The 25,188-nt window shown below is 64.7% G+C and carries 23 protein-coding genes; 14 read left to right on the top strand and 9 right to left on the bottom strand.

What is annotated here, in order from left to right; genetic code table 11:
* The first annotated feature begins 27 nt into the window (after positions 1 to 27).
* The 6 genes from J2X98_RS16025 to J2X98_RS16000 all read left to right on the top strand — a co-directional run bounded on the left by J2X98_RS16025 (position 28) and on the right by J2X98_RS16000 (position 8,215).
* Positions 28 to 1,761, top strand: a complete 1,734-nt coding sequence (locus J2X98_RS16025) for an ABC transporter ATP-binding protein (protein ID WP_307310109.1) — start codon at positions 28 to 30, stop codon at positions 1,759 to 1,761.
* Positions 1,758 to 3,836, top strand: a complete 2,079-nt coding sequence (locus tag J2X98_RS16020) for an ABC transporter ATP-binding protein (RefSeq protein ID WP_307310106.1) — start codon at positions 1,758 to 1,760, stop codon at positions 3,834 to 3,836. The genes J2X98_RS16025 and J2X98_RS16020 overlap by 4 nt, the downstream gene beginning before the upstream one ends.
* Before the next feature lie 38 nt (positions 3,837 to 3,874).
* On the top strand, positions 3,875 to 4,291 hold the full coding sequence (locus J2X98_RS16015; protein ID WP_141943389.1) for an acyl-CoA thioesterase: 417 nt from the start codon (positions 3,875 to 3,877) through the stop codon (positions 4,289 to 4,291).
* Positions 4,292 to 4,389: 98 nt separating this feature from the next.
* Positions 4,390 to 4,662: a PLD nuclease N-terminal domain-containing protein gene (locus tag J2X98_RS16010; protein WP_307310268.1), complete on the top strand. Its 273-nt coding sequence runs from the start codon at positions 4,390 to 4,392 to the stop codon at positions 4,660 to 4,662.
* Positions 4,663 to 4,743: 81 nt separating this feature from the next.
* Positions 4,744 to 6,975 carry an McrB family protein gene (locus J2X98_RS16005; RefSeq protein ID WP_141943387.1) on the top strand — a complete coding sequence of 744 codons (2,232 nt, stop codon included), beginning with the start codon at positions 4,744 to 4,746 and terminating at the stop codon, positions 6,973 to 6,975.
* Positions 6,962 to 8,215: a 5-methylcytosine restriction system specificity protein McrC gene (locus J2X98_RS16000; RefSeq protein ID WP_307310101.1), complete on the top strand. Its 1,254-nt coding sequence runs from the start codon at positions 6,962 to 6,964 to the stop codon at positions 8,213 to 8,215. Before J2X98_RS16005 ends, J2X98_RS16000 begins: the two co-directional genes overlap by 14 nt.
* On the opposite strand, the gene J2X98_RS15995 is transcribed toward J2X98_RS16000, so the two are convergent.
* The gene (locus tag J2X98_RS15995) at positions 8,193 to 9,848 is read right to left on the bottom strand and encodes a sensor histidine kinase (protein ID WP_307310099.1); all 1,656 of its coding nucleotides are present in this window, start codon (positions 9,846 to 9,848) and stop codon (positions 8,193 to 8,195) included. The genes J2X98_RS16000 and J2X98_RS15995 overlap by 23 nt on opposite strands.
* A gap of 94 nt (positions 9,849 to 9,942) precedes the next feature.
* Here J2X98_RS15995 and J2X98_RS15990 point away from each other — a divergent pair, with 94 nt between their 5' ends.
* Positions 9,943 to 10,707 (top strand): response regulator transcription factor, encoded by a 765-nt coding sequence (locus tag J2X98_RS15990; protein WP_174237535.1) that lies wholly within the window; start codon positions 9,943 to 9,945, stop codon positions 10,705 to 10,707.
* On the opposite strand, the gene J2X98_RS15985 is transcribed toward J2X98_RS15990, so the two are convergent.
* The gene (locus J2X98_RS15985; RefSeq protein ID WP_141943383.1) at positions 10,680 to 11,090 is read right to left on the bottom strand and encodes an Hpt domain-containing protein; all 411 of its coding nucleotides are present in this window, start codon (positions 11,088 to 11,090) and stop codon (positions 10,680 to 10,682) included. The genes J2X98_RS15990 and J2X98_RS15985 overlap by 28 nt on opposite strands.
* A gap of 240 nt (positions 11,091 to 11,330) precedes the next feature.
* On the opposite strand from J2X98_RS15985, the gene J2X98_RS15980 reads away from it, so the two are divergent.
* Entirely contained in the window at positions 11,331 to 12,542 is a 1,212-nt protein-coding gene (locus J2X98_RS15980; RefSeq protein ID WP_307310093.1) for a glycoside hydrolase family 26 protein, read from the top strand.
* Between the two features lie 108 nt (positions 12,543 to 12,650).
* On the opposite strand, the gene J2X98_RS15975 is transcribed toward J2X98_RS15980, so the two are convergent.
* The 4 genes from J2X98_RS15975 to bioB are packed head-to-tail and all read right to left on the bottom strand — an operon-like array spanning position 12,651 to position 14,940.
* Entirely contained in the window at positions 12,651 to 13,142 is a 492-nt protein-coding gene (locus J2X98_RS15975; RefSeq protein WP_307310090.1) for a very short patch repair endonuclease, read from the bottom strand.
* 19 nt (positions 13,143 to 13,161) lie between these two features.
* Entirely contained in the window at positions 13,162 to 13,596 is a 435-nt protein-coding gene (locus J2X98_RS15970; RefSeq protein WP_307310086.1) for a pyridoxamine 5'-phosphate oxidase family protein, read from the bottom strand.
* 52 nt (positions 13,597 to 13,648) lie between these two features.
* On the bottom strand, positions 13,649 to 13,924 hold the full coding sequence (gene bsaP, locus J2X98_RS22330; RefSeq protein WP_444964471.1) for a biotin synthase auxiliary protein BsaP: 276 nt from the start codon (positions 13,922 to 13,924) through the stop codon (positions 13,649 to 13,651).
* On the bottom strand, positions 13,921 to 14,940 hold the full coding sequence (gene bioB, locus J2X98_RS15965; RefSeq protein ID WP_141943375.1) for a biotin synthase BioB: 1,020 nt from the start codon (positions 14,938 to 14,940) through the stop codon (positions 13,921 to 13,923). Before bioB ends, bsaP begins: the two co-directional genes overlap by 4 nt.
* Positions 14,941 to 15,152: 212 nt before the next feature.
* On the opposite strand from bioB, the gene J2X98_RS15960 reads away from it, so the two are divergent.
* The 4 genes from J2X98_RS15960 to J2X98_RS15950 all read left to right on the top strand — a co-directional run bounded on the left by J2X98_RS15960 (position 15,153) and on the right by J2X98_RS15950 (position 19,891).
* The gene (locus J2X98_RS15960) at positions 15,153 to 16,880 is read left to right on the top strand and encodes a purine-cytosine permease family protein (RefSeq protein ID WP_307310081.1); all 1,728 of its coding nucleotides are present in this window, start codon (positions 15,153 to 15,155) and stop codon (positions 16,878 to 16,880) included.
* A gap of 194 nt (positions 16,881 to 17,074) precedes the next feature.
* On the top strand, positions 17,075 to 17,752 hold the full coding sequence (locus tag J2X98_RS22280; RefSeq protein WP_373460908.1) for a DUF6318 family protein: 678 nt from the start codon (positions 17,075 to 17,077) through the stop codon (positions 17,750 to 17,752).
* A gap of 131 nt (positions 17,753 to 17,883) precedes the next feature.
* Positions 17,884 to 18,690: a hypothetical protein gene (locus J2X98_RS15955; protein ID WP_307310078.1), complete on the top strand. Its 807-nt coding sequence runs from the start codon at positions 17,884 to 17,886 to the stop codon at positions 18,688 to 18,690.
* Positions 18,691 to 18,820: 130 nt separating this feature from the next.
* Entirely contained in the window at positions 18,821 to 19,891 is a 1,071-nt protein-coding gene (locus J2X98_RS15950) for an alkene reductase (protein ID WP_307310075.1), read from the top strand.
* A 234-nt stretch (positions 19,892 to 20,125) separates the two neighbouring features.
* Here J2X98_RS15950 and J2X98_RS15945 read toward each other — a convergent pair whose 3' ends face one another.
* Positions 20,126 to 20,443, bottom strand: coding sequence for a hypothetical protein (locus J2X98_RS15945; RefSeq protein ID WP_141943370.1), 318 nt, complete (start codon positions 20,441 to 20,443; stop codon positions 20,126 to 20,128).
* Positions 20,444 to 20,573: 130 nt separating this feature from the next.
* Between J2X98_RS15945 and J2X98_RS15940 the strand changes: the two genes are divergently transcribed.
* Complete coding sequence (locus J2X98_RS15940; protein ID WP_307310069.1) at positions 20,574 to 23,051, top strand: Tex family protein; 2,478 nt, start codon at positions 20,574 to 20,576, stop codon at positions 23,049 to 23,051.
* A 45-nt stretch (positions 23,052 to 23,096) separates the two neighbouring features.
* Entirely contained in the window at positions 23,097 to 23,432 is a 336-nt protein-coding gene (locus J2X98_RS15935; protein WP_307310066.1) for a hypothetical protein, read from the top strand.
* Here the strand turns inward: J2X98_RS15935 and J2X98_RS15930 are convergent.
* Both J2X98_RS15930 and J2X98_RS15925 read right to left on the bottom strand, forming a co-directional pair.
* Positions 23,429 to 24,238 carry a YqjF family protein gene (locus J2X98_RS15930; protein WP_307310064.1) on the bottom strand — a complete coding sequence of 270 codons (810 nt, stop codon included), beginning with the start codon at positions 24,236 to 24,238 and terminating at the stop codon, positions 23,429 to 23,431. The genes J2X98_RS15935 and J2X98_RS15930 overlap by 4 nt on opposite strands.
* 39 nt (positions 24,239 to 24,277) lie before the next feature.
* The gene (locus J2X98_RS15925) at positions 24,278 to 25,057 is read right to left on the bottom strand and encodes an isocitrate lyase/PEP mutase family protein (RefSeq protein ID WP_307310062.1); all 780 of its coding nucleotides are present in this window, start codon (positions 25,055 to 25,057) and stop codon (positions 24,278 to 24,280) included.
* Between the last annotated feature and the right edge of the window lie 131 nt (positions 25,058 to 25,188).

Raw genomic sequence — 25,188 nt, 5'->3', positions numbered from 1 at the left:
TCGGTGGTCGTCACTAGAGTTGGGTCCATGCTCCTCACCCTGATACGGCGCTATTCCCAGCCCTATGCGCCGTACATCCTGGCTGTCGTCATTTTCCAGCTCGCATCCACCATCGCCGCGCTCTACCTGCCCAGCCTGAACGCGCAGATCATCGATGAAGGGGTGGCTCGTGGAGACACCGATTTCATCTGGCGCACGGGTGCGCTGATGCTCCTGGTGGCGTTGGCGCAGGTGGCTGCGGCCATCGCCGGCGTCTACTTCGGTTCCAGGGCCGCCATGGCAGTGGGCCGGGACCTGCGCCGCGCAGTCTTCCGGAAGGTCACCAGCTTCTCGGCCAAGGATGTGAACGCATTCGGAGCTCCCACCCTGATCACCCGCGGCACCAACGATGTCCAGCAGGTGCAGATGCTGCTGCTCATGGGGCTGAACTTCATGGTGGCCACACCCATCATGTGCATAGGCGGCATCGTCATGGCGCTCCGCGAGGACCTCAACCTGTCCTGGCTTGTCTGGGTGTCAGTGCCGCTCCTGGGCGTGGTGGTGGGCTACCTGGTGGTCCGGCTTATCCCGCTGTTCCGTTCCATGCAGCGGAAGATCGACCGCATCAACGCCGTACTGCGCGAGCAGATCATCGGCATCCGCGTCGTACGTGCGTTCGTGCGGGAACCCTATGAAACGGAACGTTTCGGCGCTGCCAACCAGGAGCTCACGGACGTGTCGCTCCGCATCGGCGCCCTGTTCGTCCTGATGTTTCCGGCCATCACCATGATCCTGCACCTCTCCACCGCCGCCGTGCTTTGGTTCGGCGGGCAACGGGTGGACGCCGGCGCCATGCAGGTGGGATCGCTGACCGCGTTCCTGCAGTATCTGCTGCAGATCCTGATGGCCGTCATGATGGGCACCTTCATGGCCATGATGATCCCGCGTGCCTCAGTGTGCGCCGACCGCATCGGTGAGGTGCTCGACGTCGAACCCTCCATCCACGAGCCCAGGCATCCGCAATCGCCGGCCTCGCTCGCCGGCGTGGTGGAGTACCGCAACGTCACCTTCGCCTACCCGGGCGCCGAGTCTCCGGTTCTCAGTAACATCAGTTTCACTGCCCGTCCCGGGCAGACGATCGCCATCATCGGGTCAACGGGCGCCGGCAAGACCTCTCTACTGTCCCTCCTGCCGAGGCTGTACGACCCCGTGGAGGGCCAGGTGCTGCTGGACGGAGTGCCCGTGGACCAACTTGACCGTGCCGAAATCACCAAACGCGTGGCCTTGGTCCCGCAGCGTCCCTACCTGTTCTCCGGAACCATTGCGCACAACCTGCGGTTCGGCAGGACCGAGGCAACAGACCAGGAACTCTGGAATGCCCTCCGGGTGGCCCAGGGCGACTCCTTTGTCCGGGAGAAGACAAACGGGCTGGATTCCCGGATCGCCCAGGGCGGCACCAACGTTTCCGGCGGGCAGCGCCAGCGCCTCTGCATTGCCCGGGCCCTCGTCACGAAGCCGCGCGTCTACCTTTTTGATGACTCTTTCTCCGCACTGGACGTCGCTACCGACGCCCGGCTCCGTGCCGCACTCAAGGACACCACCACCGACGCCACGGTGATCATCGTGGCCCAGCGGATCTCCACCATCACCGGGGCTGACCAGATCCTGGTATTGGACAACGGACGGATCGTGGACCGCGGCACGCACGAGGAACTCCTTGAAACGTCGCCCACCTACCAGGAAATTGTCGAATCCCAACTGAGCGTGGAGGAAGTGGCATGAGGCTCCGGAAGAAGGACGCCGCTCCCGTAGAGGAGATACTGCTGACCGCCCAGCCTGTTCCGGGGGAGGCCCAGCCCGCCACGCAAAAGCCGTCGGACGACGATTTCATCGAGGATGAATTCCAACCCACCGAAGCCGACGGCGGCATGTTCGGCGCCATGCCCGCCAAGAAGGCCCAGCACTTCTGGCCTTCCGCCAAACGGCTCATGGGGCTGCTGAAGCCCGAGGCCCCGGGCATCTCCGCAGTGGTGGGCCTTGTAGTCATTTCCGTGGTCCTCAACGTCATTGCCCCCAAGATCCTGGGCCAGGCCATGGACGTCATCTTCGCCGGGGTGGTGGGCAAACAACTGCCCGCCGGCGCGGGCAAGGAACAGTTTGTTGCCGGCCTGCGCCAGCAGGGCCAGGACAACTTCGCGGACATGCTGTCCAGGATGGAGGTGGTGCCCGGCACCGGCATCAACTTCGACAAGCTCACCATGCTCATTGCCATCGTCCTGCTGATGTACTTCGTGGCGAACATCTTCATGTGGCTGCAGGGGTACGTCCTGAACCGCATCGTCATGAAGGTCATCCGCCGGCTGCGCGACGACACAGAAACCAAGCTGAACCGCCTGCCGCTGAACTACTTCGACACCCGCCAGCGCGGCGACGTGCTGTCCCGGGTGACAAACGATGTCGACAACATCCAGCAGGCACTCCAGCAGGCGTTTGCACAGCTGGTCAACTCCGTGCTGACCGTGGTGGGCATCGTGATCATGATGTTCATCGTTTCCTGGCAGCTTGCCCTGATCGCCCTGGTTGCCCTGCCGCTGTCAGGGGTGGCAGCAGGCATCATCGGTGCCCGTAGCCAGAAACTCTTCGCTGCCCAGTGGAAGAACACCGGGTCACTGAACGGCCAGATCGAGGAATCCTTCTCGGGCCACGACCTGGTGCGCGTTTTTGGCCGGGACGCTGACATGCTGGAACGGTTCGAGGAACGCAACGAGGCGCTCTACAAGGCAAGTTTCGGGGCGCAGTTCGTGTCCGGGATCATCTTCCCCGTCATGCAGTTCGTTTCCTACCTCAGCTATGTGGGCATCGCCGTAGTGGGCGGTCTTCGCGTGGCATCCGGGGCCATGTCCCTGGGCGATGCCACTGCTTTCATTCAGTACTCCCGCGAGTTCACCCAGCCGCTGGGCCAGATGGCCGGCATGGCCAACATGCTCCAGTCCGGGGTGGCGTCCTCGGAACGAGTTTTCGAATTCCTGGACGCCGACGAACAGGACCAGGAGACCGCCACCGAACACCTGCCGGCCAAGACCGACGGGCACGTCGACTTCAGGAACGTCACCTTCAGCTACACCCCGGACAAGCCGCTCATCGAAAACCTCTCCTTTACTGCCGAGCCCGGCAACACCGTGGCGATCGTCGGTCCCACCGGAGCAGGCAAGACCACCTTGGTGAACCTGGTGATGCGGTTCTATGAGCTCAATTCCGGGTCCATCCTGCTGGATGGCGTGGACATCACCCACCTCAGCCGCTCCGAGCTGCGCTCCAAGGTGGGGATGGTCCTGCAGGACGCATGGTTGTTCGGCGGCTCCATTTACGACAACATCCGCTACGGCAACCTCGGGGCCACAGAGGAACAGGTCATGGCGGCGGCCAAGGCAACGTTCGTGGACCGGTTCGTCCGGGCCCTGCCCGAGGGCTATGACACCGTCATCGATGAAGAGGGCAACAACGTAAGCGCCGGCGAAAAGCAGCTGATCACCATCGCCCGCGCCTTCGTGGCCAACCCATCGCTGCTGATCCTGGACGAGGCCACCAGTTCCGTGGACACCCGCACCGAACTCCTGGTCCAGAAAGCAATGGCGGCCCTGCGCTCGGACCGGACCAGCTTCGTGATCGCGCATCGTCTCTCAACCATTCGCGATGCCGATACGATCCTGGTCATGGAGAACGGACGAATCGTGGAACAGGGCAACCACCAGGTGCTGCTGGGGGCGGGCGGTGCTTACCATCGCCTCTACATGTCCCAGTTTGCGGGTGCGGACGCGGGGGAGACCGCGGATGATTCGACGGCGGTGCGCAGCTGAGCGTGCACGGCGGCCAGAGGATCGAAGTCCTGGTACCCATGCGGTGGGGTGACATGGACGCCTATGGCCACATCAACAACGTCCAGATTGTGCGGATGCTGGAGGAAGCGAGGATCGCGGCCTTCGGGCCACCGCGGGGAGCAGGGCTTCCGGGGATCGAACCTCCCGTGTCGTTGTTCAACGACGTCCCCGACGGAACCCTGGCGCTGGTGGTGGACCACAAGATCCGGTATGTCAGGACGCTGGAGTACCGCAACGTGCCGGCGGTGGTGCAGGTGTGGATTGGTGCCGTAAAAGGCGCGAGCTTCGATATCCACTACCTGCTCCAGGACCCTGTCACCAGGGAGGACTGCGTGAAGGCCAGCAGCCACCTCGCGTTCGTGGACGAAGCCACCGGCCGGGTGCAGCGGATTACCCAGGAACAAAAAGACCGGATGGCGCCCTACAGGCACTAAGACTCTGGTCAGGCCTGCACCGGACACATTGGACTGGAACAACCACCAGAGCGAAAGGAAGCCCGATGGCCCGGAACGAGAGCAAGGCCCCGAACAAGATGGCACTGAACAGGAGCCGCAGGAACAAGGCCCACGCAGGCAGGCAGAAGAAGACGTGGAAAGAGATGTCGCCTTCACGCAAGGCGGGCACCATCCTCGGCGCCGTGGCGCAGGTATCCCTGCTGGTTGCCGCCCAGCGGGACATCTCGCGCCGGCCCGCCGAGCTCATCAACGGCCCCAAGGTTGCGTGGCGGGCCGCGTCCTTTGTTAACTTCATCGGTCCCATGGGGTACTTCGTGTTCGGCAGGAGGCGGTCCGCCACCGGCAAATAGGCAGGTCCGGAACCCTGGCGGCGCAGGGGCGGCCAGGTGCCGTGGAGCGGGCGTCCAGCTTCACCCTGTAAATTTGAGGGCATGACCCCCACTGCCACTGCTGCCATGACCCGCGCCCTCGGCATCTCGAAGGAGATCGAGGACGCTGCATGGTTCGTGCTGGGGCCCGGCCTGCAGGGAAAAGCGTCACCCCTGGACGGCCGCACCAGGACCTGGTCCGTTCCGGCGGCCGCCGAGCTGCTTGACCGGCTGGACCGCGGCATCCCGGATCCAAAGGCCCCGATGATGACCAACCTCCGGGAGAACCTGGATGGTGCCACGCGCGGGGCCAAGCAGCTCGCCGTCGAGCTGCTGTTCCTGCAGTCACTGCCGCTGGCCCACGAAGTGAAGTCCCTGAAGGTCAAACGCGCCCGCGTGGCTGAAGCCGCCGGCTGGCTGGAACCGCCGCTTGAGCTCCCCGAGGAGCTGTACGCCGGCATGACGGACCACGGTGTGATCCGCGACCGGACCGCCGAGTTCAACTGGACCATCTGGGACCACCTCAAGTGGCTGTGCCGGTTTGTCCGGAACGTTGCGCAGCGCCCGGCCGCCGTGGTGCAGGCCGCCATCAAGGACCCGCTGCAGTTCCACCACCTGGCCGCGTCCACCCCGGAGGACCAGCCCGCCATCCGCCGCAGCATCGAATTCCTGGCGTGGCCCAGCTACTTCGAGCCCGTGGTGGCGGACGTGGAGCGGCAGGAGATCCGGGACGCGTTCGCCTCGCTGGTGGGCGGGGCCAACGGCGACACCGAAGAAGACATCACGGCCGATATCCACCGCATCCGCCGGCACCTGGACGAGCAGGCCGGCCAGCGCATCGACTGGTACTCCCGGCAACTGGTCAGCCAGTGGCGGAAGGTGGGCGACCCCGGCCGGCGCGCGTGGCTGCTGCGGACGCACAGCGACCATGCCGAGCTGCTCACCGCGTGGCACGGCGAGGAAAAGGTGACTCTCGACGTCGAACATCTCCGCCACCTGGACCCCGGCGTCACCGCCGGTGTGGTTCAGCACGCCGTGGACGAGGACTACAAGCACCTGGGCTACGTGGAGCGCGAGGACACCAAGACGGCGGTCTTCGCCTTCCTGACCGTCATGAAGCCGGGCGACCTGGTGCTGTACCAGCACGCCGGAACGGTACGCCTCGGCGGTGTGCTGGGGGAGCCCGAGTACAACGACGACAACCGCCGGCTGCGGCGCAAGGTGCGTTGGTTCGATGACGGCCACACCACCACCAGCCTGCCCCGGCACGTCCAGCGCCAGCTGGCCACCCCCGGCATCGTGGTGGACGTGACCCGCGTGGTCCAGGCGCTGCAGGCGCTGCTGCCGCCGGAAGCGGAGACCGAACCTGACGCCGACACGGAGGGCGCCGCCGTCGTCCCTCCCGTGCAGGAGGGCTTCCGCCCGCTGACCCGGGAGTTCGCCGCGTCGCTGCACATGGAACTGGAACCGCTTCAGGAGATCGCCGACCTGCTGGAGGAAAACCGGCAGCTGGTCCTCTACGGTCCACCCGGCACCGGCAAGACATACCTGGCCAAGCACCTTGCTGCCGAGCTGGCGGACGACAGCACGGACGAGCGGGTCAAACTCGTCCAGTTCCACCCGTCGTACGCCTACGAGGACTTCTTCGAGGGCTACCGGCCGGACAAAACCGACGAAGGCCAGGTGTCATTCAAACTCGTGGCCGGCCCGCTGCGCCGGCTGGCGGAGGAAGCCGCGAAGCCCGGCAACGAGAAGAAACCGTACTTCCTGATCATCGACGAGATGAACCGGGCCAACCTGGCCAAGGTGTTCGGCGAGCTGTACTTCCTGCTGGAATACCGCGATGACCGCATCTACCTGCAGTACAGCCCCAATGAGCCGTTCACGCTGCCGGACAACCTGTACATCATCGGCACCATGAACACCGCGGACCGGTCCATTGCCATGATGGACGCCGCCATCCGGCGCCGGTTCTCCTTCATTGAACTGCACCCGCAGACCGAGCCGGTGAAGGGATCCCTCCACCGGTTCCTGCAGGCCCGCCAGCTCGACCCCACCCCGGCGCTGCTGCTGGATGCGCTCAACGGGGCCATTGACGAATGGGACCGCGACCTGATGATCGGACCGTCCTACTTCATGAAGGCCGCCGCCCAGACCCCTGCCGGGCTGCGCCGGATCTGGAAGTACGAGCTGATGCCGCTGCTGGAGGAGCATTACCACGGCCAGCTGACGCGGGCGCAGCTGGAGGAGCGGTTCGGGCTGGACCAGCTGCTGGGACGCATTGCAGCGCGCTGATCCCCGGGCGTCTGTTCGGCACCTGGTCCTGGACGAACTGTCCAGCGGCCTGGTGGAACGGCTGGACGCGCCCAGCGCTTCATTCCTGAACTCCAGCGGGCTGGCCAAGGCATCGCCCCTGGGCATGGGCCTGTACCGCATCGAGCCGGTGGGCAAGGTGGGGTCGGTGCGGACGCCGACCATCCAGCTGGACGTGCGGCCCAAGGACCGGCTGGGCCTCAGCCGGCTCCTGTTCCTGCTCAGCTACGCGGGGGAGCAGGGCTTCCGGCCCGGCCTGGTGGCAGCGGAGGAGGAACAGGACCTCTGGAGTGCGCTGGCCGAATCGCTGGCGCAGCTCGCCGAACGGGCCCTGGGCCGGGGTGTCCTGCAGGGCTATCTCACCGTGGACGAGTCGCTGCGGACGGTCAAGGGGCGGATCCGGATCTCCGACCAGATCTCCCGGCGCCCCGGCATGCTGGTTCCCCTGGAGGTGTCGTACGACGAATTCACCGAGGACATCGCCGAAAACCGGATACTGCGCGCCGCGCTTGAGCGGATGGGGCAGGTGCCTGGTGTCCGCCCCGAGGTGCTGGGCCGGCTGCGCCAGCTAAAGGGAAAGCTCGACGGCGTCACCCGCCTTCCGTCCGGCGCCCCGGTCCCAGCCTGGCAGGCCACCCGGATGAACCAGCGCTACCACGCCGTGCTTCGCCTGGCCGACCTGATCCTGCGGAACGCATCGGCGGAAGCCCGCGAGGGCAAGCAGCAGACGGCCTCGTTCGTCGTGGACATGGCGCAGGTGTTCGGCGATTTTGTGGGCACCGCGCTGCGCAGCGCAATGGCCGCGTACCCAGGGGAGCTGCGGCTGCGCTTCAACGTCCTGCTCAGCGAGGCCGTAAACGACGCCGACCGCCTGTCCGTGCGTCCGGACGCGGTCCACATGCTCGGCGGCCGACCTGTGGTGGCGTACAACGCCAAGTACAAGGCCGCCTCGGACGCCGGTGCCTCCCTGACGGCTGACCACTACCAAATGCTGGCCCACTGCACCGCTCTCGCCGTGCCCACTGCCTGGCTCGTCTACGCCGGCAAGGGTGAGGTCAAGCTCCGCCGCATCCTCAACACCGACATCGACATCGTGGAGTACCCGCTGGACCTCAGCCAGCCGCCGTCGGCCATTCTTGCCTCGATCCAGGAACTTGCCCGCCAGTCCTGGGGCGAAGTGGTTAGGGTACGGGTGGGGACTACACCGGCACCCGGAACGTAAAGGTCGTTCCCTTGCCCAGGCTGCTGTCGACGCCAATGGTGCCGCCATGCGCCTCGACGATCGCTTTGCTGATGGGCAGCCCCAAGCCCACGCCGGGGATGGCCGTGCGGCGCACGCTGCTGGTGCGGAAGAACTTGGCGAACACCTCTGAAGCGTCCTCCGGGCTCATGCCCATTCCGGTATCCGAAACGTGGCAGGCAAGGTGCCCGTCCTCCTGTGCCAGCGACACCACCACCTCACCGCCGTCGGGCGAGTATTTAATGGCGTTGGACACCAAGTTGTCCAGGACCTGGGAAATGCGGGCACTGTCCACGTGGGCTTCCAGCCGCTCGGGGGTTTCGGCCCGCAATTCCACTCCGGCGGCCGCCGCCCGTGGCATTGCCGATGACACGCTGCTGCGCACCAGTTCGGCCACGTCCACCGCATGGGGCGTGACAATCAGCTGCCCATTCCGGCTGGACAGCAGGTCCGAGACCAGGGTCAGCAGCCGCTCCGAATTCCGGCGGATGATCTCCAGCATGTCCCGCTGCGATTCGTCCGGCTGATCGGCGAGCAGGATCTCCACGTAGCCAAGGATGGACGTCAGCGGGGTCCGGAATTCGTGGGAAACGTTCGAGACGAAGTCGTCCTTGGCGGCCAGCGCGTTCACCAGATCCGTCACGTCGCTGAATACGATGACGGAGCCGGTGAAGTTGCCGTCGGAATCCTTCATGGCACGCGCCGTCGTCACCAGGGCGCGCTGGTCCTTCCCTTCACCCAGCCACACCAGGTAGTCCGTGAAGGTTTCGCCAAGAACGGCCCGTCGGACCGGGCGCTCCTGGACGGGGATCAACGTCTTCCGGTCCTGCCCAAAGACCAGCAGCTGGGACTCGTTGGGGTCCGCGATGTCTTTGGGCCGGGCCAGCTCATGGTTTGCGCGCTGCTTACGGTTCATGAGGACGTCGTGGCCGTCCGCATCCACGGCCAGGACGCCCAGGTGCACGGTGTCCAGAATGGTGTTGAGCAGTGATTCCTGGCGTTTGCTGGTGCGGAGGTTGGCCCGCAGCAGCTCGTCCTTCTCCTCCAGCTGCTTTTGCTGGCGCATCATGCTCAGGGTCAGGACGCTCACCGACACGCCGATGCCCAGCATCATGACCGGAAGCAACAGGGACCGCGCAAAATCCTGTGGATTGTGGTCGCCGTTCAGCACGAGCGGCACCCAGATGATGGCCAGCGGTCCCAGGAAGGACAACCACAGGGCCGCCCGCGCGTGGTATCCGGACGCACAGAACCAGATGACCGGAAACACGGCGAGCAGGCTGATCCCCGTCAGGCCGTCCTGGCCGCCTTCCCTGCCCGCGGCAATGGAGACGAAATCAAGCAGCGGGATGGCAAGGAAACTGGTGTAGGGCAGCCGGTCCCACGGGATGGCGTAGCACAGCACCATGATCGCCAGCTGCGAGACGAGGAACGCCACGAACAGGGGGTTGTTCATCGTGTCCGGGAAGAACGCCCACATCAGCGCGGCCGTCAGGATGGTGGTCACGAACAGGGGCATCTGGCTCATGGCCACCCTGTCCGTCAGGCGGTATTCGTGAAAGGGGCGCTTGAAAAACCGCAGCCGTCCCGATGACCAGGCCGTGGGGATGGTCATGGCGCCGGGCACGCGGAAGTGGGGGTGTGCGGGACCATACCAGCAGGATATCCGCAGGCAGCTATACTTCTGACGTTGGCACTGAGGGGGCTCTATGAGTGAGGCACGTGTGGGTCTGGTCATCGAGGATGACCACGACATTCGGGAACTGGTTCGCACTGTGCTGACCCAGGCTGGGTTTGACGTCACCGTCGCCAGCGGCGGGGCGGAAGGCGTGCTGATGGCGAAGAGCCTCAACCCGGACGTCATCACCCTGGACCTGGGGTTGCCGGACATTGACGGCTTTGAGGTTTCCCGTCAGATCCGCGAGTTTTCCGATGCCTACATTGTGATGCTGACGGCCCGTACCGAGGAGCTGGACACCCTGATCGGGCTCGAGTCCGGGGCCGATGACTACCTCACCAAGCCGTTCCGCCCGCGTGAGCTGCGGGCCCGGGTGGCGGCCATGATGCGCCGGCCGCGGTCGGTTCCGGACCCCGCTGACGTGGCTGTTGACTCGTCGCCGGACAGCGCAGCACACCCCGAGCGTGGAAACTTCAGCCACAACGGGCTGGACCTGAGCTACGCCTCACGCACCGTCACCGTCGACGGCAGGGAGATGAACCTGACCCGTACCGAGTTCGAACTCCTCTATGCGCTCCTCGAAGCTGGCCGGACGGTGCGGACCAAGTCAGACCTGGTGCGCCGGCTCCGCGACGAGGATTACGACGTCGGCAGCTACATCAGCGAAGCCGACGAACGCTCCGTGGAAGTCCACATGGGGAACCTGCGCAAAAAGCTGGGCGACTCCCCGCAGCAGCCGCGCTGGCTGCAGACCGTCCGCGGGGTGGGTTACCGCTTGGCACCGGGACAGCACTGAGCCTGCAACCGGTGCATGGTCTGCCTGCTGCACTGCGTGATGGGCCGCAGGAATGTGGCCGCGAGCCTGGGCAATACCACTGCCATGTCAGCGTGCCGGGCTTCGGCCCGGATCTCGTTCTCCAGTTCGAGCGCCAGTCCAGCCAGTCGCTCGGCTCCCACCATCTGGCTTGACGTCTTGAGGCTCAGGACGGCGTCCAGGGAGCCCTCAAGGTCACCGGTGGTCAGGGCCAGCCGCAGCCGGCCCAGCCGCTGTGGCAGGTACTCGATGAAGTTCCCCACGAAGACGCGGCTGTAGCCTTCTTCCTCTTCGAGTTCCTCCCGCAGCCGGTCCAGGACGGACTGGTCCACCAGCGGCCTGGGCGCATCATCCGATGTGCTCATGACACTCCTTTCTGCTGGTGTTGCGGGCGGGGGAAACAGGGGTTTGTGGGGGTGGTGCCGAGTACTTTTTCAGGTTAGGACTGATGCCTTTTCCTGGCAGAAGACTCGGCAAGAATTGTGGCTTTCTTGATGGGACTGCGGATTTTTGCCCATAAAATCGAGGCCAATGCTTTCTGCATTGATGCCGTCTGCGGCCGTTGCCGCCTTTCAATCTGGGGATAGATTGCCGTGTTCCGAACCATGAGGACCTTATTTGTCGCGCTCATAATCGGGGCTGGGTTGGCGCTGTCCATCGTCCAGCCGGCCAGCGCAGCCGCGTCAGCGCAAATCACGCTCAATCCGCCCCTCGGGCCGGCCGGCTCAGCTGTCACAGTTGCCGGCACAGGCTTCAAGGCCACTACCACAGGCACCGTGATTGTGGGCTCCACTACCTTCGCGTTCCAAACCACATCAACCGGCGCCTTCAGCACCGGCATCACGATTCCCGCCGGGTCCACCGGGAACCTGACCATCACAGCCAAGACATCCTCCATCAAGGCCTCTGCCACGTTTGTGGTGCAGGCAGCTCCAGCCCCGCAGCCGCCGGCCGTAAGCACAGCAGCCTTGCGCTTTGGCGTGGCCACTGCCGGAGGACCGCTGGCCAGCACAGAGCTGGACGAGGTTGCCACCCTTGCAGGGGAAAGCCCGTCCATCGTGATGAGCTACAAGGACTTCCTGCAGTCTCCGCCGATTACCGAGATGGACGCTGTCCGTTCCCGCGGAGCAACACCCTTGGTCACCTGGGAACCCTGGGCATGGGGAGGCGGCGTGGACCAGCCGGCATACGCTCTGGCCCGGATCACGGCAGGTGACTTTGATGCGTACATCACCCAGTGGGGCCAGTCCTTCGCCGCTTGGGGCAAGCCGGTCATGTTGCGTTTTGCGCACGAGATGAACGGCAACTGGTACCCGTGGGCTGAGGGCGTCAACGGCAACCAGCCGGGAGATTACGTGGCCGCCTGGCGGCACGTGCATGACGTGGTCGCCGCCACCGGTGCTACGAACGTCCAGTGGGTTTGGTCGCCGAACGTGCCCTACTGGGGCTCCACCGACCTTGCCGGATTGTTTCCCGGGGCCGGTTACGTGGACATTGTGGCCCTGGACGGCTACAACTGGGGCACCTCACAAACCTGGAGCAGCTGGGTTTCCCCTGTGGATCTCTTCGCCCCCGGCATCTCGCAGTTGCGCAGCCTGGCACCTGGCAAGCCGGTCCTGATCGCAGAGACGGCGTCCAGCGAACTGGGCGGGTCCAAAGCCACCTGGAACACGGACCTGGTGTCCTACCTGGCTGCCCAGTCCGATGTGATGGGCTTCGTCTGGTTCGACATGCAGAAGGAAACAGACTGGCGCATCAACAGCAGTGATTCGTCTGCTGCTGCTTTCAAGTCCGCCCTATTGGCCCGGAGGAGCTAGGGGATAGGGTAGCTGCTCCGAAACTTCCAGTGGCTGCCTGATCGCGGCAACCCGTTTATCCTGCCTTGCCAGGATCAAGGCCAGCCCCGGCAGCCGCTAAAGATTGCCTCAAGATTTCCCTGTCTGCCAGGCGCCGGCTTCGAGGAAGCGCACCAACTGGGTTTCGAGCGCTGAGTGGTTCTTAAGTTCGCACTCCCAGACTGTCAGCACTTCCCAGCCGGCGTCCTGCAGTTCGCGCCGCTGGCCCGCGTCACGCTCCCGCGTCCGGGTCCGCTTTGCGGCCCAGAAGTCGGCGTTGGCCTTTGGCGCGTGCAGCCCCACCCTGCACTCGTGGAAGTGCCAGAAGCAGCCGTTCACGAAGATCACCTTGCGGCGGCCGGCGAAGACGAGGTCCGGGTTTCCCGGGAGTTTGGCACCCCCGGACCTGCCGTGCAGCCGGTACCGGTAGCCCTTGGCGTGCAGGAGCCTCCGGACCAGCAGCTCGGGCTTGGTGTTCTTACCGCGGATACGGGACATGTTCCAGCTCCGCTGCTCAGGTGTGAGCCTGTCTGCGCTGGGCTTGTCTGTGGGGCGCTTGTCCACGCTGGAAGGGTCCGGCATCCTTCCAGTCTAGGAGTCCCTAGATCTCCCGTTCCGGTTGTTCGCCGAACACGAAGTGCCGTCCACTGACGGACTTGGGCTCGATCTCGACGTAGAAGTCTTTGAGCGTTGGAACCCAGGTCTTCAGGCCGAGTTCCTCGATAGCGCCGACCTCGTCCGAGTTGCTCAGCACCCGGGCTGTCCCCCGGAGGATGACCGACCACGCCTCCTGGGAGAGGATGCCGTCTGTCTCAAAAAGCACTTGGGCGTTGATTGTCAGCTGGGCGAGTTTATTGCCGGGCGCCGTGCGGAGATAAACCTTGCGGTGGGAGGTCACATAGTTCACGGGGAATATGTCAGGTTCCCCTGCGACGGATACCACCAACCGGCCGTGCTGGGTTGCCGCCAAAAGCCGCCACGATTGCTCGTCATCGAGTTCCAGGACGGGATTGCCGTCCGCGTGTTCAAACATCATGCGGCCATTCTTCCCAGCCGGGCAGGAACACACCAGAGGCCGGAAGGCCCGGTTACGAGGCGTTCCTTCCGTGCCGGGCACAGCTGGCCCACCACCCCGTTGGGGAAACCTGGACTTTGAGCCTGCGGCCGCAAAAGGCACAGTAGCGCGGGGGCTCAAGCTGGAGAAGGTCCGCGCACCTGGAGTGGTGGTACGACGGCGGTGCGTGGCCGCCGTCGTGCTTCTCCTCCCGGGACGCGTCAACCTGGGTGGGCTGAGGCTGAAGGAGGAGGCCGCAGAGTTCGCAGTATGGGGCGTCAGTTGCGTGCGACGGGTGCGGCGTGCTCATAGCGTCTTCTGCAGTTCCTTGATGGGCATGTTCAGGTCCACCAGGAGGTTGAGGTCGGCAGAGGCGGGGCGGCCCAGGGTGGTCAGGTAGTTCCCCACGATCACGGCGTTGATGCCACCAAGGAGGCCTTCCCGGGTGCCAAGGTCGCCGAGGGTGAGTTCCCTTCCGCCTGCATAGCGCAGTACGGTCCGGGGCATGGCCAGCCGGAAGGCCGTGATCGCGCGCAGGGCGTCCTTCCCGTCCATGACCTGCTGGTTTTCCAGCGGTGTGCCGGGCCTGGGGTTGAGGAAATTCAGGGGAACCTCGTGCGGTTCCAGCGCTGCGAGCTGGGCGGCGAGTTCGGCACGCTGTTCCAGGGTTTCCCCCATGCCGATCAGCGCGCCGCAGCAAAGCTCCATTCCGGCGTCCTTGACCATGGCACAGGTTTCCAGCCGTTCCTCATAAGTGTGGGTAGTGACCACGTGGGCGAAGTAGCTGCGCGCGGTCTCGAGGTTGTGGTTGTAGCGGTGCACACCCCACGAAGCCAACTGGTCCACCTGCTTGCGGGTGAGCATGCCAAGGGAGCAGGCAATGTTGATGTCCACTTCCTGCCGAATCCGGTCGATGGCAAATTTGATCTGGTTCATCAGCTTGACGTCGGGCCCCCGGACGGCTGCCACGATGCAGAACTCGGTCGCCCCGGTCGCGGCTGTTTCCTTTGCGGCCTTGACCAACTCCGGAATATCCAGCCAGACGCCTCGGACGGGGCTGTCGAAGACGCCGGATTGGCTGCAGAAGTGGCAGTCCTCCGGGCAGCCGCCTGTCTTGATGGAGACGATGCCCTCCACTTCCACGTCCTCCCCGCAGTGGCGCAGGCGCACCTGATGTGCCAGGTCAAGGGCAGCCGGGAGGGCGTCATCGGGCAGTCGCAGGACGTCCACAAGTTGTGTCTCCGTCAGGCCGATGCCCTGTTCAAGGACCTGCTGGCGGGCTGTTTCCAGGATGGGGTGCTCCACCGAATGATGCGGAATGGTCATTGCCGTCCTTTTGCTCGGGATAAGTCTCCTCCGACGCTAGTTCGGCCGTCGCGGGCCAGTTTTGTTGGGTGGGAACAATGCCGGCCCCACCGTTTTGTTGACAAGTCCAGTCAAGGCTTTACACGGCAGAAACAGGACGGTGATCGGGCTGTCTTTTGGGATGGATAGCGTCAGTCGCAGAATCCCGGACCCAAACGAAAGCGACGCACCCCATGGGCAACGACTTGGAAACAACCCAACTGCTGGAACCGGGGGCACCTGGTGGTGCCGCCGTCGTCGGACATCCTCCGGCAACCCCGACGGCGGCCAGCACGGCCGCGCTCAACGCCACGAAGGAAAGCCTTGAGGATTACACGCTCCGGTTCGCTCCGCGGTCCTACCGCAAGTGGAGCGCCGGGGTGGTGGCCACCAGCGCACTCGGGGGTATCGCCTACCTGGCCGACTTTTCGATCGGTGCGAACATCGGAATCTCCTACGGCACGGTCAACGCGATCCTGGGGATTGTGGTGGCAGCCGTCGTTATCTTCGCCACGGGGTTTCCGCTGGCCTACTACGCCGCGCGCTACAACATCGACCTGGACCTGATTACCCGCGGCTCCGGCTTCGGCTACTACGGCTCGGTGGTCACCAACGTCATCTTCGCCACGTTCACGTTCATCTTCTTCGCGCTCGAGGGTTCCATCATGGCGCAGGGGCTGGAGCTGGGACTCGGCATTCCGCAGTGGCTGGGGTACGCGGCGTCAACCATGGTCATCATCCCGCTGGTAATTTACGGGATGAACACGCTGGCCAAGCTGCAGGTGTGGACCACCCCGCTGTGGCTGCTGCTGATGGTGGTTCCCGTGGGGTACCTGCTGGTCTCCCATCCGGAAAGCATCGACAGCTTCTTCGCCTACACGGGCGCATCCGGGGACGGCGGACCGAACCTGGCGTCTGTAATGCTCGCGGCGGGTGTGTGCCTGTCCCTCATGGCGCAGATCGCCGAGCAGATCGACTACCTCCGCTTCATGCCGCCCCGCACCGATGCCAACCGGTCAGCGTGGTGGCGCGCGGTGATCCTTGCCGGTCCGGGCTGGGTGATCTTCGGTGCTGTTAAGCAGACCGTGGGCATGTTCATTGCCATCTACCTGATCGCCACGCTCGACCCCGCCGCTTCCGCCACCGCCAATGAGCCCGTGCACCAGTTCCTGGGCGTCTACCAGGAGATGATGCCGGCGTGGCTGGCCATGACCCTGGCCGTGGTGCTGGTGGTCATCTCCCAGATCAAGATCAACGTCACCAACGCTTACTCGGGCTCGCTGGCCTGGACCAACTCCTTCACGCGCATCACCAAGACGTACCCGGGCCGGATGGTGTTCGTAGTGGTCAACCTGCTGATCGCGCTGGTGCTCATGGAAGCGAACATGTTCGACTTCCTCAACACCATCCTTGGGTTCTACGCCAACTGCGCCATGGCCTGGGTGGTCACCGTGGCGTCCGACATCGCCATCAACAAGTACCTCCTCAAGATTTCCCCGAAAGTGCCGGAGTTCCGCCGCGGCATGCTGTACGCCGTGAACCCGGTGGGTTTTGTGTCCATGCTGGTGTCGGCGGGGGTCTCCATCGCGGTGTTCTTCGGGGCGTTTGGTGCCATGATCCAGCCGTATTCACCCATCTTCGCGGTGGGCCTGGCGCTGGTGCTGCCGCCGGTCCTGGCGGTACTGACCCGCGGGCGGTACTACCTGCGGCGTGCTGACGACGGAATCGATCTGCCCATGTTCGATACCGACGGGAACCCCAGCGACGCCAAGTTGCTGTGCCACGTGACCGGGTTGGAGTTCGAACGTCCGGACATGGTTCGTTCCGCCCAGGACGCTCCCGACGGCGGCCCCCAGTATGTTTCATCGCTCGCCCTGTCGACGGATAAGACGGGGGAATTGGTGCTGCCGAGGCAGCAATAAATTTGTTTCCATCCCAGGGGAAGCCGGCGCAGCTTTTGCGCCGGCTTCCTTTTTGACTTCTGTGCGTGCGGCTGTGGTGCTACAACGGTGGCGGTGCCTGTGGATAAGTTTGATTGCGAAATTGTGACGTGGGCTACCCTTAACTCACTGTTCGGAGCAAGCCGTCTTGAAACTACTGGGGGAAATAGCGGCCCATGACATTACAGAACTTCCTTACGTCCCTCGCTGTGCCGACGGGAGCCTTTCGCTCCGGCGCAGGAGCATTGTTCGTCGCTGCTGCGCTCGGCCTGACCGGGTGCTCGGGCGGAGCCCCTGCAGACCCCGGCAGCGCCTCGCCTCCTACAACAGACGGCGCAACGAGCACCCCCTCTGCCACTCCCACTCCGACACCCAGCGCTGTTTACAAGCCCGCCGACGCGTCAGGGCCCGCCCAAAACGTCCCCGTTCCTGTGCTCCCGGAGGTCGCTAAGACGGAGACGAAGGAGGGTGCAGAGGCCTTCACCAAATATTGGTTCTCCGTGTTGAGCTATGCGTACGAGACGGGAGATGCTGCACTCTTCGAGAGTATTGCTCCGAGCCCTTCCGATGCGTGCCAGAAGGTTAGCAAGGTGATCAAGGACTGGCACTCGGAGGGGCGCTGGTTGGTCGGGGGGAAGCTATCAACGCCTGTCGCAAATACGACGTTCACGAAAGGTCCGAAGGGTACGTATCAAGTCGCAGCCCAAGTTCACCAGGATCCCTTGTCGTATATGCGGGCTGATGGGACCGTGGCTCGAACAGACCCTCAGGCGCCAGACCAAGGAAACCTGCTCATCCTTTCCTTTAGCGAGGGTAAATGGTCAGCGGTTGAGCTCGGAAGCATAGTTGGATAAACGTGTCCCCCTCGCGACTGCTCCTCCTCTTCCTCCTAGTTGTCATTTCTGCCCTGTTTACTGCTTACCCAGCGCATGCGGAAGGCGGTGACGACCCAGAATTTGGTGGTGCTTGGAGTCCCGGCCTCAGTATGGGTGGGCACACCTGGGACCCTGAACGAAACGAATTTATTCTGGCAAATCCCAATGTCCTCTCCACCGACCCCAACGAGTACAAATACGAACTCCAGTGCCACCTCGGTGGAGGAGACTTTGACACTCCCTGCCTCGCACGCCAGCTCGACTGCAAGGACCGGGAGGACGGCGCCAAGGGCATCCCCGTCATGTGGCTGTCCCGGCCCCGAGGCGTGCCAGGCGCGGTTTGGGCACATCATTCGGGACCGACCTGCCTATACGATCCAAAGCCTGAAGACCTGTTGCCCCGGATCGCCGCGGACATCCAGCGTCAGTTCCAGAACCTCCCGGTCAGTGCAGGGCGGGTCGTCGCGCAGCCCAGCCCGAACACCCTCCGCGGCGCAGAAACGAACTTCTATGCCGACGCAGTTGAGCAGCAGTTCGATATCACCATGTTTGGCCAGAAAGTTCACGTAGTGGCCACGCCAGTCCAGTACGCCTGGAACTATGGGGACGGGACGGTATTCGGGCCGCAACCATCGATGGGGGGCCCGTTGCCCCAGGACCGATGGGGTGAGAAGACGCGGACCAGCCACGCCTACGGTGCCACGGGAGATTTCCAGGTTGTCCTGACCACCTCATTCCAAGGCACCTATTCCGTGAACTCCGGGCCGCCGCTGCAAATCCCAGGCCAGGGCCAGTTCAGCGCCCCGCCGCAAACCATCAGTGTGTGGCGCTCGCTCACCCGCAACTACGCCGACGACTGCCACGTGAATCCGCAAGGCCAGGGCTGCCCGGGTGTCGGAGCCGGGGGCGTCCGCTGAGAGCCGCAGAACGGTAGACCCGACCACCGGATACTGTGATCCCCGTCGCATGAGCGCGATATCGGAATAGTTGCACGCGCCCCACAGTTGGCATAGGCAGTACGTTTTCAGCCTCTGAAAGGAACTGCGCATGCTGTTTTCCCCGCTCACCCTCGGCGAACTTGAACTTCCCAACCGCCTGGTGATGGCGCCCCTGACCCGCCTCCGCGCCGGCGAAAAGGGAATCCCGGGCCCGCTGCTGGTGGAGCACTACCGCCAGCGCGCTTCCCTCGGCCTCATTGTCAGCGAAGGAACGTACCCCACTCCTGCAGGCCAGGCCTACCCGGGACAGCCGGGAATCGTGACCCAGGAGCAGGTTGCCGGCTGGAAGAAGGTCACCGCCGCGGTCCACGCCGAGGGCGGCCGCATGTTCGCCCAGATCATGCACGGCGGCCGGGTGTCCCACTCCGACATTACCGGTGGGCTTCCCATCGTTGCTCCCAGCGCTGTGGCAATCGACGGCGTCGTCCGAACTCCCGCCGGCAAGCAGCCGTACCCGGTTCCGCACGCGCTGACCACCGACGAGCTGCCCATGGTCATCCAGGAAATCGTCAACGCGTCGCTGAACGCCATCGAGGCAGGGTTTGACGGTGTGGAACTGCACTCCGCCAACGGCTACCTCCTGCACGAATTCCTGGCCCCGAACTCCAACGTCCGCACCGACAGCTACGGCGGGTCGCCGGAAAACCGGGCCCGCTTCGTCATCGAAACGGTCAATGCTGTGGTGGCTGCACTCGGTGCGAACCGGGTGGGCCTGCGCATCTCCCCGGAGCACAACGTCCAGGGCATTGCCGAGACTGACGCCGCAGATGTCCGTGCCACCTACGAAGTCCTGGTGGACAGCATCGCCCCGCTCAACCTGGCCTACCTGAGCATCCTGCACCACGAGCCAACCGGTGAGCTTGTCCAGGACCTCCGCGCACGCTTCGGCGGCACCTTCCTGGTCAACACCGGCTTCGGCGTGATCACCACACGGGAAGAAGCCGAAAGCCTGGTCGACGGGGGACACGCTGATGCGGTCGTCGTTGGCCGGCCCGCCATCGCCAACCCGGACCTTGCCCGCCGCTGGAAGGAAAGCCTTCCGCTCAACGAGCCCGACGCTTCCACGTTCTACGCCGAGGGCGCCACCGGCTACACGGACTACCCGGTGTACCAGGGCTAAAGTAGGGCCCACCGGCCAACCGCATCAAAACGACGACGGCGGCACCCACCACGGGTGCCGCCGTCGTTGGCTGTCTGGGGTGCTGGTCCCGGGCAGCGGCGCCGGAGGCCATCCGACGACCCCCGGCTGAAGACTCATGTGGCCCGCCGGACTCCAACGGAAGCCGGCGGTGATCAGATGCTACTCCAACGAATGGACTCTTACCAGAGCCAGTTTCCGGACCGGGAAAACTGTCTAGAGCACGGCTTCGCGGCCGGTGCCTTCCTTCATCTGCAGCCGCCCGTCCTCAATGGAGACCAGCACACTCTTAGGCTTGCCGCTGACCTTGGTAATGGCCTTCAGTCCCCGGTTGGTGACCTCCACTCCCACCTGGGCACCCTTCGCCGGCAGCTCCACGGACACCTCCGACGCGATGCCCAGCAGGGGATTCGTGGAGACGCCCACTTCCCTGCGCACCTCCTTGCCGTTGACGGTCATGGTGATGTTGGCGTCCTCGAACCCCTCCTGAAACACCACAAGCAGCTCCCGCATGACGGCCTCTTCCTCGAGCACGGAACGCCAGTAACGGCATGTCCACTACAGCACTTTGCAGGGCCCAAAGGAATACCCTCTCCCAGCCGCGCCATCCACATAGAGGCAGCGTCCGGTGGAGCCCGGCAAGCCGGTAGGGCAAGATGTTCTGGTGACTCAAGTGCCTGCACCTTCTCCCGTTCCCACTTCCTCCGATGCCTCGGAGGAACACGCAATCTTCACGCAGATCGCGGCAGAGCTGGGCGTGAAGGCCTGGCAGGTGAAGGCGGCGGTGGAACTGCTCGACGGCGGGTCAACAGTGCCGTTCATCGCCCGGTACCGCAAGGAAGCCACCGGGACGCTGGACGACACCCAACTCCGTGACCTCGACGAGCGGCTCCGCTACCTCCGCGAACTCATGGACCGGCGTCGCGCCGTTCTCGAAGCGATCGAGGCGCAAGGGCAACTGACGCCGGAACTGCGCGAGGCCGTCCTCGCAGCAGACACCAAATCACGGCTCGAGGACATCTACCTGCCGTTCAAGTCCAAGCGCCGGACTAAGGCCCAGGTCGCCCGGGAAGCGGGCCTTGAGCCGCTCGCGGACTCGCTGCTCAAGCGCCCGGACCTGGATCCCGAGCTTGAGGCCGGAAAGTACCTCAACAGCGAACACTCAATTGGTGACGCCGCTGCCGCGCTGGCGGGCGCGCGGGCCATTCTGGTCGAGCGGGTAGCGCAGGATCCCGACCTCGCCGCGAACCTCCGGGACCGGATGTGGACGCAGGGCCGGATGGTGTCACGCGTCAAAAAGGGCAAGGAAGCGGAAGGCCAGAAGTTCGCGGACTACTTCGAGTTCGCCCAGTCGCCCGATCGCATGCCTTCGCACCGGGTGCTCGCGCTGTTCCGCGGCGAGAAGGACGGCATCCTTGAGTTGGACCTTGCCGAAGCCGACCCGTCCGACGACGCCGCCCTCACCGCCGCCCGCGCCCGCTACGAGTCCGCTGTGGCCAGGTTCCTCGGGGTCGCCGACCGCGGCCGGGCCGCCGACGCGTGGCTGATGCAGACTGCACAGGTGGCCTGGCGCACCAGGGTGCTGGCACGCCTCACCTCGGACCTCCGCTCCAGGTTGTTCATGGCAGCCGAAGACGAAGCAGTCCGGGTATTTGCCGCCAATCTGAGGGACGTGCTGCTGGCCGCCCCGGCGGGAAACCGTCCCACGCTGGGCCTCGATCCGGGGCTGCGGACCGGCGTGAAAGTTGCTGTGGTGGACGGCACCGGCAAGGTGGTAGCCACTGACACGGTCTACCCGCATGCACCGGCACGTAAATGGGACGACGCCCTGGCCACTCTGGTCCGTTTGGCGCGGCAGCACGCCGTCGAACTCGTGGCCATCGGCAACGGGACGGCGTCCCGGGAGACGGACAAGCTCGCCGCCGAACTGATCAAACTGCTGGCCGAAGTGGACCGGAAGCCGCAAAAACTCGTGGTGTCCGAAGCCGGCGCGTCCGTGTACTCCGCCTCGGCGCTCGCTGCCGCCGAACTGCCGGGAATGGACGTTTCCCTGCGCGGGGCCGTCTCCATCGCCCGACGCCTGCAGGACCCGCTCGCGGAGCTGGTCAAGATCGACCCCAAATCCATCGGCGTGGGCCAGTACCAGCACGACGTAACGGCATCGAAACTGGACCGCAGCCTGGATGCCGTGGTTGAGGACTGCGCGAACGCCGTGGGGGTGGACGTCAACACGGCGTCGCCCGCGCTGCTAAGCAGGGTGGCCGGCGTCGGGCCCCTGCTCAGCGAAAACATTGTGGCCTACCGGAACGAACATGGACCCTTCAAGAAGCGGACCGACCTCAAGAAGGTGCCGCGGTTGGGCGCCAAGGCGTTCGAGCAGTGCGCCGGGTTCCTAAGGATCACCGGGGGAGCGGAGCCGCTTGATGCCTCCAGCGTGCACCCGGAGTCCTACGCGGTCGCGCGGAAGATCCTGGTGGCCGCCGGCCCGGCACCCGCGTCGTCCCTGGACCCGCACAAGTTCGTGGACCATACCGTTGGCCTGCCGACCGTCAAGGACATCCTCGCCGAGTTGGACAAACCGGGCCGCGACCCGCGTCCTGCCTTCACTACCGCAACCTTCTCCGAAGGAATCGAAAAGATCTCGGACCTGCGGCCGGGCATGGTTCTCGAGGGAACGGTGACCAATGTTGCCGCCTTTGGCGCATTCGTGGACGTGGGGGTCCATCAGGACGGCCTGGTCCACGTCTCGGCCCTGTCCAACCGCTTTGTGTCCGACCCGCGCGAGGTGGTGAAATCCGGGCAGGTCGTCCGCGTCAAGGTCCTGGAGGCTGACCCGGAGCGGAAGCGCATCTCCCTGACACTAAGGCTCGACGACGAACCTGCCGCCGTCGGTTCGGGTTCCAGCCGCCGTCCTTCCGGACAAGGCACGACGGCGCCGGCCGGCCAGGGCAAGCCGGGCGGGCAAGGGAACCGTGGGGGAGCGGTGGACCAAAAGGCTGGGCGCAGCGGCCGGCCGGACCGGCAGCAGCAGGGAAAGCAAGTGCCGGGCAGCGGCGGTAGCGGTGGGCGTCCCGCCCCGAAACCCCAGCCCGTCAACACCGCAATGGCCGAGGCGCTGAGGAAGGCTGGGCTGGGGAAGTAGCGGAGTGGGCTTTTGGTGCGGACGGCTTTTCTGCGAGGGTGGGGTATGACCTATTTCCTGGAGTACAGCGTTCCTGCCGTCCCTGGCGAAGCCGAATTCGAGTTCCCGCACGACGAAATCAACTCCGGCACGACGGTCCCGCTCACCCAGACACACGCCGAACGTGTGCATACGCCCGATCTGCCGGCGCGGACCGGAATTATCGGTGCCACCGTACCCGAAGCGAAGCTTGAGGCTGAGCAGTTGATCACCCACAGCCGTGCGTCAACAGCGTCCTTGTACTTCGACCCTTCCAACTCTCTGCAGTCAGGGATTGGCACGTTGGTCAGTACCTACACGGAGGGCAGCGGCTGGCAGGACGTTCAGGACGCCACTTTCTAGCCGCCCTTTCCGAGCAGGCGCGGCCTGCCGAATCTCGTCCGGACCCCCGGAGAGTACAAGACAGATTCCGGCGGCCCGCTAACGGGGATGCCCGCCGCTCCGACCAATTCGTCGCTGATTTGGTGGACGTCAGCCTCGAAGAGTGGCCACTCGTGGTGGGTATTCGGAACGTAAATTGTCCTGCCGTGGAACCGGCCGTGCATCCCGAACCTGGCGGTCAGGAAGATGGACAGCGGATCGCTTGCTGCGGTGCGGAGCCTGGGGATCACAGTGAAGTCGCTTCGTGCCCCCGAGCCGCCGAACCTGTGGACGGAATAGCCCAGGGGAAAGTCACCGGCACGGTTGCCGCCAGCGGCTTCGCCGGTGGTCCCCTGGACCTGGCCGCCGTTCCCGGGAAAGGGCGGCCAGTGCCGGATCAGCGACCACACGTAGGGGATCCCCGCTGCCCTGGTGGCAAGGACAACGGGCAGCCGATTTGCATCCAGGGTCAGGAACACTACCCCGCGGGTCCCGTCCGGCTCCCGCGAGTAGAGCCGGACGTTGACCTCGTTGAAGCTTCCCAGATAGGGGATGCCGGGTCCGCGTCCGAGCCCGGCTTGCTCCATGCGGAATCCGATAAGGCCAACCCACGAGCTGCCGTCGAACACATCCGGTTGTACACCGTCAGGCATGAAGCCGGCGGCCACTTCTTCCGGGATGCGCCAGTGGAGGAAGACGGCGTCGAGCCACCGCTGGTCCGAGAACACCGGCTGCGGCAAGGCGGCCGGCAGCGGCCACAGTTCTGCCGCACTCAAGTTCCTCGTCAAGGTCTTTGGCTCCTTTGCTCGGTACGGCCGCGGCAGCCGCTAGTTCAACTGACGCGTGTTCTCAGGGAGCTGGCCACCCGCAAGAAGCTCGGCGGCGGCGTCAGCCAGCGCGGTCAGGGCGACCCGCTGCGTCCAGGGACCGTACGAGATGCGGGCGACGCCCAATTCCTGCAGCCTGGCAGGCGGCAGCGATCCGGGGACGTTGATGACAGAGATCTTGTTCCAGCCGATGCCTTCCACCAGGGCAGCCACCGTCCTTTCGTCCAGGAGGCCCGGGACAAAGACCGTGGTGGCACCTACGTCCAGGAATGCCCTTCCGCGTTCGATGGCATCCGCCAGTACGTCACCGGGCTCCCGGTCCCTGCCTTTCAGGAAAGCGTCGGTTCGGGCGTTCAGGACGAAGTCAATTCCCTCAGCAGCGCCGGCGTGAACGACGGCTGCCATCTGGTTGACGGCGTCTGTCAGCGGCCGCATGTGGTCCTCGATGTTTGCCCCGACGATGCCCACTCCCATGGCCTTGCGGGCGGTCTCGCCCGGATTGCCGTAACCGGCTTCAAGATCCGCGCTTACCGGCAGATGGGTGGCTGCGGCGATGCGGCCCACAAAGCTGATCATCTCGTCGACGGGAATGTTCTCACCATCCTCGTATCCCAGCGTTGCGGCGATTGAGTGGCTTGCTGTGGCGAGGGCAGTGGTTCCGGGAACTTCGGTGATGACTTTGGCGGTGATGGCGTCCCAGACGTTGACCACCTGGAGGATCCCGGGGGCGCGGTGGAGGCGGAGAAGTTCCGAGGCTTTGGCGCTGCTGGATTCAGTCATGCGTGAAGCCTAACCGACGGCTCTCACCAGTGATCATTCTTGTGGGTGGGGTGGTGGGGGTGGTTTGAAGTAGTGGTTTTGTTGGGGTGTTTGGGTGGGGTCGATGTGGGGTGGGGGGATGAAGGTTGGGG

This window comes from Pseudarthrobacter enclensis (assembly GCF_030811655.1).
Classification (GTDB): Bacteria; Actinomycetota; Actinomycetes; order Actinomycetales; family Micrococcaceae; genus Arthrobacter; species Arthrobacter enclensis_A.
The sequence above is the reverse complement of the archived record's forward strand: the minus strand, read 5'-3'. Positions and strand labels throughout refer to the sequence as shown.

Coding starts and splice junctions, on each gene's coding strand:
- J2X98_RS16025 (WP_307310109.1), top strand. CDS start 28: ATGCTCCTCACCCTGATACGGCGCTATTCCCAGCCCTATGCGCCGTAC.
- J2X98_RS16020 (WP_307310106.1), top strand. CDS start 1,758: ATGAGGCTCCGGAAGAAGGACGCCGCTCCCGTAGAGGAGATACTGCTG.
- J2X98_RS16015 (WP_141943389.1), top strand. CDS start 3,875: ATGCGGTGGGGTGACATGGACGCCTATGGCCACATCAACAACGTCCAG.
- J2X98_RS16010 (WP_307310268.1), top strand. CDS start 4,390: ATGGCACTGAACAGGAGCCGCAGGAACAAGGCCCACGCAGGCAGGCAG.
- J2X98_RS16005 (WP_141943387.1), top strand. CDS start 4,744: ATGACCCCCACTGCCACTGCTGCCATGACCCGCGCCCTCGGCATCTCG.
- J2X98_RS15995 (WP_307310099.1), bottom strand. CDS start 9,848: ATGACCATCCCCACGGCCTGGTCATCGGGACGGCTGCGGTTTTTCAAG.
- J2X98_RS15990 (WP_174237535.1), top strand. CDS start 9,943: ATGAGTGAGGCACGTGTGGGTCTGGTCATCGAGGATGACCACGACATT.
- J2X98_RS15985 (WP_141943383.1), bottom strand. CDS start 11,090: ATGAGCACATCGGATGATGCGCCCAGGCCGCTGGTGGACCAGTCCGTC.
- J2X98_RS15980 (WP_307310093.1), top strand. CDS start 11,331: ATGAGGACCTTATTTGTCGCGCTCATAATCGGGGCTGGGTTGGCGCTG.
- J2X98_RS15975 (WP_307310090.1), bottom strand. CDS start 13,142: ATGCCGGACCCTTCCAGCGTGGACAAGCGCCCCACAGACAAGCCCAGC.
- J2X98_RS15970 (WP_307310086.1), bottom strand. CDS start 13,596: ATGATGTTTGAACACGCGGACGGCAATCCCGTCCTGGAACTCGATGAC.
- bsaP (WP_444964471.1), bottom strand. CDS start 13,924: ATGAGCACGCCGCACCCGTCGCACGCAACTGACGCCCCATACTGCGAA.
- bioB (WP_141943375.1), bottom strand. CDS start 14,940: ATGACCATTCCGCATCATTCGGTGGAGCACCCCATCCTGGAAACAGCC.
- J2X98_RS15960 (WP_307310081.1), top strand. CDS start 15,153: ATGGGCAACGACTTGGAAACAACCCAACTGCTGGAACCGGGGGCACCT.
- J2X98_RS22280 (WP_373460908.1), top strand. CDS start 17,075: ATGACATTACAGAACTTCCTTACGTCCCTCGCTGTGCCGACGGGAGCC.
- J2X98_RS15955 (WP_307310078.1), top strand. CDS start 17,884: ATGGGTGGGCACACCTGGGACCCTGAACGAAACGAATTTATTCTGGCA.
- J2X98_RS15950 (WP_307310075.1), top strand. CDS start 18,821: ATGCTGTTTTCCCCGCTCACCCTCGGCGAACTTGAACTTCCCAACCGC.
- J2X98_RS15935 (WP_307310066.1), top strand. CDS start 23,097: ATGACCTATTTCCTGGAGTACAGCGTTCCTGCCGTCCCTGGCGAAGCC.
- J2X98_RS15925 (WP_307310062.1), bottom strand. CDS start 25,057: ATGACTGAATCCAGCAGCGCCAAAGCCTCGGAACTTCTCCGCCTCCAC.